This is a genomic window from Austwickia sp. TVS 96-490-7B (genome assembly GCF_019331795.1).
In the GTDB taxonomy this organism is placed as follows: domain Bacteria; phylum Actinomycetota; class Actinomycetes; order Actinomycetales; family Dermatophilaceae; genus Austwickia.
The window spans coordinates 20,887-29,713 of record NZ_JAHPZL010000011.1 but is presented as its reverse complement, the minus strand read 5'-3'; the positions used below and the strand labels follow the sequence as shown (position 1 = coordinate 29,713).

General features: G+C 62.9%; 7 protein-coding genes. 5 read left to right on the top strand and 2 right to left on the bottom strand.

The window, feature by feature from the left end:
- The first annotated feature begins 256 nt into the window (after nucleotides 1–256).
- The 3 genes from KEM60_RS14165 (at nucleotide 257) to KEM60_RS14155 (ending at nucleotide 3,942) form a co-directional block, all read left to right on the top strand.
- Nucleotides 257–1,105, top strand: coding sequence for a hypothetical protein (locus KEM60_RS14165; protein ID WP_219108359.1), 849 nt, complete (start codon nucleotides 257–259; stop codon nucleotides 1,103–1,105).
- A 129-nt stretch (nucleotides 1,106–1,234) separates the two neighbouring features.
- A complete protein-coding gene (locus KEM60_RS14160) occupies nucleotides 1,235–2,524 on the top strand; it encodes an N-acetylglucosamine-6-phosphate deacetylase (RefSeq protein ID WP_255574687.1) in 1,290 nt (429 codons plus the stop codon).
- An 11-nt stretch (nucleotides 2,525–2,535) separates the two neighbouring features.
- On the top strand, nucleotides 2,536–3,942 hold the full coding sequence (locus KEM60_RS14155) for a UTP--glucose-1-phosphate uridylyltransferase (protein ID WP_219108355.1): 1,407 nt from the start codon (nucleotides 2,536–2,538) through the stop codon (nucleotides 3,940–3,942).
- Nucleotides 3,943–4,034: 92 nt separating this feature from the next.
- Here the strand turns inward: KEM60_RS14155 and KEM60_RS14150 are convergent, their stop codons facing one another.
- Together KEM60_RS14150 and KEM60_RS14145 are read right to left on the bottom strand one after the other, a co-directional pair.
- Complete coding sequence (locus KEM60_RS14150; RefSeq protein ID WP_219108353.1) at nucleotides 4,035–5,663, bottom strand: FAD-dependent oxidoreductase; 1,629 nt, start codon at nucleotides 5,661–5,663, stop codon at nucleotides 4,035–4,037.
- 79 nt (nucleotides 5,664–5,742) lie between these two features.
- Nucleotides 5,743–6,093, bottom strand: a complete 351-nt coding sequence (locus KEM60_RS14145; protein WP_219108363.1) for a hypothetical protein — start codon at nucleotides 6,091–6,093, stop codon at nucleotides 5,743–5,745.
- Between the two features lie 153 nt (nucleotides 6,094–6,246).
- On the opposite strand from KEM60_RS14145, the gene KEM60_RS14140 reads away from it, so the two are divergent.
- Together KEM60_RS14140 and KEM60_RS14135 are read left to right on the top strand one after the other, a co-directional pair.
- Nucleotides 6,247–7,596, top strand: a complete 1,350-nt coding sequence (locus tag KEM60_RS14140; RefSeq protein WP_219108362.1) for an amino acid permease — start codon at nucleotides 6,247–6,249, stop codon at nucleotides 7,594–7,596.
- 277 nt (nucleotides 7,597–7,873) lie between these two features.
- Nucleotides 7,874–8,827, top strand: a complete 954-nt coding sequence (locus KEM60_RS14135) for an alpha/beta hydrolase (protein WP_219108351.1) — start codon at nucleotides 7,874–7,876, stop codon at nucleotides 8,825–8,827.

Here is an 8,827-nt window from a genome sequence, read left to right as displayed (position 1 = left end):
CCAATGATCTCAAAGCGGCCGATGTTTTTATATATGTGTATGGCGACAGGTGTGTATCGATTGTTTCCCGGAGTGTAGGGGGTGGGTCGCTAACGCCTCGTGAATAACGCCCTAACCCAATGATCTCAAAGCGGCCGATGTTTTTATGTATATATATGGCGACAGGTGTGTATCGATTGTTTCACGGGGTGCAGGGCGCGGGTCGCTACTACCTCGTGAATAACGCCCGTGGTATCGAACTGGAGGAATCTGCTCAATGAATAAAATTCAAGGCGACGGGACGCCGATGAGATTGTGGGCGTTTCTCAAGGAATTTTCTTGGTATGCAATAGCGGCCCTTCCTTTTTGTGCTCTCTTTGTGATTTCGCTTCATGCGGCCATCGCTAAACTGCAATACCAGGCAAATATCATTGCCGCTTGGTCTCTTATGGTCGTAATTTTTATCACATTGAATGCGCTGCATGAATTATATCCGACCACTTCTGAGGTTTATACGGCTCGACGATCTGGGTGCAAGGTGGTAGTCATCCCAGGATATCCCCGACTCTGGGGCTGGCTACTAGCTGGAATCTTTATTCCGCCCGGTGTGGCATTGTGCATTTCAGCGCATCGAGAAAGCGCCATTCCCGGATTTTTAATTGGCAGCCTATTTTGGGGTGCAGGGCTGATTCCTGTCACTAAACTATGGAATGGATGGGGGGACTATATTTTATCGGAAGATTCGCTTGTCGTGCAGTATAAGTTTACGGAAACAATCATTCCTTGGGATGCGCTGGATCAGGTCGTTGACTCCCGAGGCTGGTTGAGCCTCTCTGTCTCCCCAGGTGTGATGCTTCGGCGGCGCGTCCGCATTTTGCTAGGGATGCAGCTCCGCACCCCATATCGGAATAGATCATATGACGTTGAGCTGCCCATGACTTCTTCCTTTGAAGGAAAGTCTCAACTTCATAAAGAATTTGTGGGTCGTGTCGTTCATTACTATTTTGAGAACGCGGAAGCACGAGCCCGGCTGGGGACTAAAGAGTCATTAGCTGAGATCGCAGCAGCCCCACCGGTCCCAATACCGCAGTGGGTCATTGATGCCAGCGACGCAGATGGTGAGTGAGCGCCGACTACCGGCATGCAGCCACCAGAGAGGAAGCACATCCCGACTACGACCCGTGCTGTGCCACAACATCGCCCGTGGAGTGGACCCTGTCAGGCATGCTTGGGCGACAAGGTCCATGATCGTGTCGTGACGAGCGTGACGCCCACCCCGACGACCATATCCGCGACTGCTTCCGACCGGTGCGGACCCGGACTGGTGCGCCTCGACGGCACCCTCATCGACGATGGGCGTCGTACCCCTCAGGCAACGTTGGTGCTCGACGGCGACACGATTGTGTACGCCGGAGCCTGCCGTGATCTCCCTGCCCACTGGCAAACCGCCGCTCTCCCGCCTGGCTGGTCCCCTGATCTGCTGTTGCTTCCTGGGCTAGTCGACATCCACCATCACGGTGGCGCCGGCGGTGAATATGGCCCGGACGTGGACGCCTCCCGACGAGCCGCCCTCCACCACCGTCAGCACGGCTCAACCACCCTCGTCGGATCGCTCGTCTCGAATTACCCCGCAACCCTGGACGCAGGAGTCGCTACCTGCGCTGGTCTTGTCGCTGAAGGGCTCCTCGACGGGATTCACCTTGAAGGGCCTTTCCTGTCAGACATCCGGTGCGGCGCCCAAAACCCAGCGGCGCTCACCGATGTTGACGTCCACCTCGTGGAGCGACTGGTCACGACCGCAGCCGCTGCCGGTGCTGCTGATGCGCTTGTTCAGATGACTTTCGCTCCGGAACGTCCCGGCGCAGATCAGCTGCCCGCCGTACTCGCTGAACACGGCATCATCGGAGCAGTAGGGCACACGGACGCCACTGAGGCACAGACCCGAGCGGCCATCGACCACGTCGTCCACGGTGGTGCCCGTCAGGGGCGAGCCATCGCCACTCACGTGTTCAACGCGATGCGGCCGCTGCGACATCGTGACCCGGGCCCCATCGCTGGATGCCTCGCCGCTGCGGCTCGCGGCGACCTCATCCTTGAAGTCATCGGAGACGGTGCCCACTTGGATGCCGGGACAGTGCGGATGCTGTTTGACCTCGTCGGCCCGCACCGGATCGCCTTGATCACCGATGCCCTGTCCGCATGTGGCATGCCACCTGGCCGTTACACCCTCGGCGACCTGGACATCATCGTCGATGACACCGTGTGTCGCCTCGCGGACGGCGGGTCCATCGCGGGTAGCATCGCCACTCTCGTTGACGTGCTGCGGTGGACGGTGTGCACCGCTGGTGTCCCGTTGACAGATGCTGTGACCGCGGCGAGCGCTACCCCGGCGGATGTGGCCGGGTTTGGGGGGGCAGGTCGGCTGCGGGTGGGGAGCCGCGCAGATATTTTGGCGCTGACCTCGGACAGTGCTGAAGCTCCGTTGCACGTGCGTGCTGTCTATCAGGCAGGTTGTCTCATGGGCAGTGACCAGACCAGCGTGTGAGGACTGTGACGATGTCAAACATCTCCGTGGGCAGCGCCACAGGTGCCGACGAAGCGGTGGCTGCGTTACGGGCCGACGGGTCATCTGACGCAGCTATCAAGGCTTTCGTGCGCCTTTACGGTGAACTTGCTGCGGGTGCGACGGGTCTGGTGGCTGAGAGTGACATTGATCCGGTCGTGGACCTGCCGTACGGCGTAGATGTGCATGCTGATCCGGAGTCTCGGCGGGCGGCGCTCGCTGCGACAGCTGTCGTGCGGCTCAACGGGGGGTTGGGTACGTCGATGGGGATGGAGCGCGCCAAATCGTTGTTGGCGGCCCGGAGCAGCGCGACATTCCTCGATGTCATTGCCCAGCAGATCCTGGCGTTGCGTCGTCGCTGGGAGGTTCCGTTGCCGTTGATTCTTCTGGATTCTTTTGCGACTCAGGCGGATAGTTTGGCAGCGCTGGCGGCGTACGTCGATTTGCCTGTGGAGGGTCTGCCGTTGGATGTGTTGCAGAGCCGCGAGCCCAAACTTGACGCTCGTGATCTGCGGCCGGTGGTGTGGCCGCGCGCCCCGCACCTGCAGTGGTGTCCGCCTGGGCATGGCGATTTGTATCCGTCGTTGGTGGCGTCAGGGGTGGTTGATCGGTTGCGGGAGCGGGGGATGCGGTATGTGTTCGTCGCAAATGCCGACAACTTGGGTGCCACCCCGGATCCGCACTTGGCGGCGTGGTTTGCAGCCTCCGGGGCAGGGTATGCCGCTGAGGTGACTCCACGGACCGCGATGGACCGTAAGGGGGGACATTTGGCGCGGCGTCGTCGTGATGGGCAACTCATTTTGCGGGATACGGCGCAATGTCCGGCGGCGGATATGGGGGCCTTCACTGATGCGCGGCGACATCCGTTTGCTCATTGCAATAATGTGTGGATTGACCTGGATGTTTTCGCTGAAGTGTGGGATCGGCATGAGGGAGTGTTGCCGTTGCCGTTGATCCGTAACACCAAAACCGTCGATCCGCGTGATCCGACGTCCCCGTCGGTCGTGCAGATCGAGTCAGCCGTGGGTGCTGCGGTCGAGGTGTTTCCTGACGCGACGGCGATTGTGGTGCCCCGCAGCAGGTTCGTCCCGGTGAAGTCCTGCGCGGACCTGGTGGTGCTGCGCAGTGATGTGTACGTCGATGCTGAGGACGCGTCGTTGCAGGTGTCCGAACCGTTGCGTGGTTTACCGCAGGTGGATCTGGATCCGCGCTATTACGGTCGGATTGACTGGTTGGAGGCGAGGTTCCCGGCGGGTCCACCGTCGTTGCGGCAGTGCGACGCTCTCACGGTCGTGGGTGATTGGACGTTCGGCGCGGGGGTGCGTTGTGTGGGGCGGGTTCATTTGGATGATCCTGGAGAGGCCCGATGTATCCCAGACGGGACGGTCCTGACCGGGTGATCTGATGCTGATCTGATGATGTGGTGCTGATCGGATCAGCTGACGGCGTGGCACGGTCGGGCTGTTCAGGACAGCCCGACCGTCTGGCCGGGTCAGTTCCGACTGGACATGCCGGCGGCCCAGGTGGCGTAGCCGCCGTCGAGGTTGCGAGCTGTCCGGCCGTGGCCTTGCAGGATTTGGGCAGCGATATGTCCGCGCAGACCGACGGCGCAGTGCACGATGAGGTCACCATCGGGGAGTTCATCGAGCCGGTCGCGGATCTCGTCGACAGGGATGAGCGTTGCGCCAGGGATGCTACCTGCGTCGTACTCCCCTTGGGTACGGACGTCGATGAGGTGAGCGCCGTCTTCTAACGCTGCCGCCAGCTCGTGCCACTGGATGGTGTGGAGCATGCCGGAAGTGATGTTGTCTGCGACGAATCCGAGCATGTTGACCGGGTCTTTCGCTGACCCAAACTGGGGCGCGTAGGCCAGTTCGAGGTCGGCGAGATCCGTAGCGTTCAAGCCGCCACGGATGGCAGTGGCGATGACATCGATGCGTTTGTCAATGCCAGCATCACCGACGCCCTGGGCCCCCAGAATGTCCCCGGTGTGCGGGTCACACAGCAGTTTTAGGTGCATGCCTTGAGCGCCGGGGTAATACCCGGCATGGTCGGCGGGATGGGTGTGGATGACTTGGTGGGCGCGGCCTGCCGCACGCAACCGTTTTTCGTTCCATCCGGTGGTGGCGACTTGCATCCCGAAGACCCCGACAATGGCGGTGCCGAGGACAGCAGCTGAGCTGGTGTCTCGTCCGGTGAGGACGTCAGCGACGAGACGGCCGTGCCGGTTAGCGGTCTGGGCGAGGGGCACCAGGGTGGCGCTGCCGTCGAGAGCGTCCCGTTTCTGGGCGGCATCCCCGACCGCGAAAATAGCCGGGTCACTAGTGCGTTGGTGATCGTCGACGACGATGCCGCCGCGGGAGTCCACGTCCAGGCCAGCGTCACGGGCCAGTCCAGATTCGGGTCGTACGCCGATCGCGGCGACCAGCAGGTCTGCCGGGACGCGGGAGCCGTCAGAGAGGGTGGCGGTGTGGTCGGTGACGTCGAGGATCTGGACGCCGGTCCGCACAGTCACCCCGTGTTCGGTGAGGCGTTGCTGCACCAGCGCCGCCATTTCGGGATCCAACGGGGCGAGGACCTGATCAGAGAGTTCGACGACAGTCACTGAGATGCCGCGAGCGACAAGGTTCTCGGCGACTTCAAGCCCAATGAAACCGGCCCCCATCACCACGGCGTGTCGCGGATGATCAGCTACAGCCGCAGCGAGCCGGTCCACGTCAGCGACATCGCGGAGCCGGAGTGCGTGCTCAGATCCGGGGAAGTCCGGCACATAAGGGGACGCGCCAGGGGAGAGCACTAGTGCGTCATATGTTTCGGTGCTCTCGGTGCCGGTGGTGAGGTCACGGACGGTCACGGACCGGGCGTTCCGGTCGATGTGGACGACTTCGTGGCGGACTCTGACGTCAATGCGAAACCGTGCCGCGAGGCTCTGTGGAGTCTGCAACAGCAGGGATGAGCGTTCAGTGATGACTCCACCGACGTAATAGGGCAGGCCGCAGTTAGCGAAACTGACGTGTTCTCCCCGCTCAACAACGATGATGTCGGCGTGCTCGTCGCGGCGGCGTAGCCGGGTGGCGGCGGACATGCCACCGGCGACTCCACCGACGATGACGACCTTCATAGGGATCACTCTCCAACTCTGTGACGGTGGGACAGGCCGTGGCGTGACCTGGTCGTGGTAGCAAAAGCTGGGGTGGGTGTCAGCGCCCCAGCAAGCGAGACATGATCCCCGGGGTGTTGCCTGCGGGGCGTGGGCACGTGCACCGCTGCTGTGGTGGGACGGTGGCCATGACCTGATCGACGTGACGACCACAACCGGCCCAGGTGGTCTTGGCGCAGCTGGTGCAAGGGACGGGGCGGCACATGGGGACTCCTAGGGCGGGTTGGGACGGTGTTGCTACGACGACCGGGCGAGCTTGCTGGCGATGGACCAGCGCCAACGCACACCGCCAAAATACCCCCGGGGGTATTTTGGCGGCAAGTTTTAGCATCACACCGCCCCCCACCGAGCGCCACACCACGACACAGATGTCCACGATCAGGCCCTTCACCGCACCAACTGTCGCGCTGATCGACAATGACGAGGCGCAGCCGACAGATGCACGACAGCGCCGCAGGTGGGCGCGCCGCCCACCCACATCCAGGGAGTACACGTGACTCACACCGATGACGTCGGCCGATCAGGGCTGTCCCGCGGCCTGTCGATGCGCCATATCCAATTCATCGCTCTCGGCTCCGCCATCGGCACCGGCCTGTTCTACGGCTCCGCCAGCGCCATCGCCGCAGCCGGACCAGCGGTCATCCTGGTGTACCTCGTCGCCGGCGCCGGCGTGTACCTCGTGATGAGAGCCCTCGGCGAAATGGCGGTCCGCGAACCCGTCGCTGGATCATTCGGCCATTACGCCACCCAATACCTCGGCCCCTTCGCCGGATTCGTCACCGGCTGGACCTACGTCTTCGAAATGATCGTCGTCGCCCTCGCCGACGTCACCGCCTTCGGCGTCTACATGCAGTACTGGTTCCCCGAATCACCCCAATGGATGTGGGTCGTCGTCATCATCCTGCTGGTCGCCGGCATCAACGCCATCAGCGTCAAAGCGTACGGCGAAACCGAATTCTGGCTCACCCTCGTCAAAGTCGGCGCCATCGTCGCCATGGTCCTCGGCGGCATCGCCCTCCTCCTCACCGGGACCAACCTCTCCGGCGGCTACCAGAGCGGACTGGGCAACCTCATCGGACACGACGGCTTCACGCCCTACGGCCTCGGCGGCTGCCTCGCCGCACTATCAGTAGTCGTCTTCGCCTTCGGCGGCGTCGAAAACGTCGGCATCACCGCCGGTGAAGCCGACGACCCCGCCCGAGCCATCCCCCGCGCCGTCAACTCCGTACCCGTGCGCATCCTGCTCTTCTACGTCGCCACCATGATCGTGCTGATGTCCCTGCTGCCCTGGACCGTCATCGACGGCAAATCCAGCCCCTTCGTGCAAATCTTCGCCGCACTAGGCGTCCCCATGGCCGCCGCGCTCCTCAACGTCGTCGTGATCACCGCAGCGATCTCCGCCATCAACTCCGACACCTTCGGCGCCGGACGCATGCTCTTCGGCATGGCCGAAGAAGGCCACGCCCCCGCCTTCTTCACCTCCGTCACCACCCGCGGCGTGCCCTGGCCCGCCACCACCGTGATGTGCGCGGCGCTCGCGGTGGGAGCGGTGCTGAACGCAGCGATTCCGAAGGACGTCTTCGTGCTGATCGCGTCGATCGCGACGTTCGCCACCGTGTGGGTGTGGTTGATGATCCTCAGCTCACACATCGTGATGCGTCGACGGATTTCGCGCGGTGATCTCCCCGAGTCCGGGTTCCGCAGCCCAGGCGGTGCCATCGGATCGTGGATCGCGGTGGCATTCATGGTGTTGGTGATCGCCACCTTGGCCTGGAACGAGGAGACCCGGGTGTCCTTCGTGGTGGGGGTGTTGTGGATCGCCCTGCTCACGGTGGTGTATCAGGTGGCGGTGCGTCGCCGGGCGACCCCGTCAGATCACTCCTCGGCGGTCTGATGGCTCAGGGATGTTGCCGGCGTGGACGTCGGATTCGGCCGGACCGGTGAAAATACCTGTCGGATCGGGTCGACCTGCCGACAGTGAAGACACCACGGTGGAGTGACCGGGAGTGTCTAGGTCGGCGTGGGAAGCTGATCCGTAAGAGGTCGCACCGGTGCTGTGAGGAACTTCACGAGGGTGTTCTTCGTCTGAGCAGATACATGATCATCGCGGTGTGGCCTGGTCCTTGATCGGGTTGAGGCTCACGCACAGTGCACGGCAGAAACGGAGAGTCATGAGGCGAGGCCCGCGGTGGATGATCACGGCTGCTGTGATTGCCGTGGTGGTGGGTTCCACGTCCGCGAGTGCCACCGGGGACATCTCGCCGATGTCATCGCGGGTTCCCTCCCAGTCTGACGTGGCGTACGCCGGTGACACCGACACCGCGCACCGCCTGGACTTGTATCTGCCGCAGGCGACCTCGGGCCCGTTTCCCTTGGTGGTGTTTGTCCACGGCGGCGCGTGGTCATTTGGTGACAAAGCGATGCCAGTGAACACGTCGTACGGCACGTTGCGGAAGGTGCTTGCTGAGCGGGGCTATGCGGTGGCGAGCGTTCGTTACCGGTTTGTCTCCCGGGATCCTTTCCCGGCGCAACTTCATGATGTGAAGGCGGCAATTCGGTTTTTGCGGATCCATGCGAACCGGTGGGGGTTGGACGAGAAGCGGTTTGCGGTGGCCGGTGACTCCGCTGGCGGACAGTTGGCGTTGATGGCCGGGTTGACTGGTGGTGGCGCTGGCGGTGACAGCTTGGAGGGCCGGGTGGGTGCCGTCGAAGCCTCCAGCGCGGTGCGTGCCGTGGTCGCCTACTACCCGGTGACGGATTTGGTGCGGTTGTTCACTGATCGCACGTCAGCGGGTTGTCCCGTGATTGCGCGGGGGCCGCGCAGTGCCGAGGGCCGTCTGGTTGGTGGTGACCCGGAGGCTGAGTCGATGCGGGAGGCGGCGTTGAACGCCAGTCCGTTGAGTCATGCCGGTCAGACTCGGACGCCAGTGCTGTTGATGCACGGTACGACGGATTGCGTGGTGCCGCAGAGCCAGTCACGGCGGATGTACGCCGCGCTGCGCGGATCGGGGACTCCGGTGGAGATGCGGTTGGCGCCGGGAGGACATTCAGCGCCGGTGTTCTACCGTGATCCGGCCATGCAGGGGCAAGTATTGGACTTCTTGGACCGCCATCTGCAGCACTGA

What these genes read in the sequence shown, in the direction of transcription:
- KEM60_RS14140 (WP_219108362.1), top strand. Translation starts at nt 6,247, where the DNA reads ATGCGCCATATCCAATTCATCGCTCTCGGCTCCGCCATCGGCACCGGC.
- KEM60_RS14150 (WP_219108353.1), bottom strand. Translation starts at nt 5,663, where the DNA reads ATGAAGGTCGTCATCGTCGGTGGAGTCGCCGGTGGCATGTCCGCCGCC.
- KEM60_RS14155 (WP_219108355.1), top strand. Translation starts at nt 2,536, where the DNA reads ATGTCAAACATCTCCGTGGGCAGCGCCACAGGTGCCGACGAAGCGGTG.
- KEM60_RS14135 (WP_219108351.1), top strand. Translation starts at nt 7,874, where the DNA reads ATGAGGCGAGGCCCGCGGTGGATGATCACGGCTGCTGTGATTGCCGTG.
- KEM60_RS14165 (WP_219108359.1), top strand. Translation starts at nt 257, where the DNA reads ATGAATAAAATTCAAGGCGACGGGACGCCGATGAGATTGTGGGCGTTT.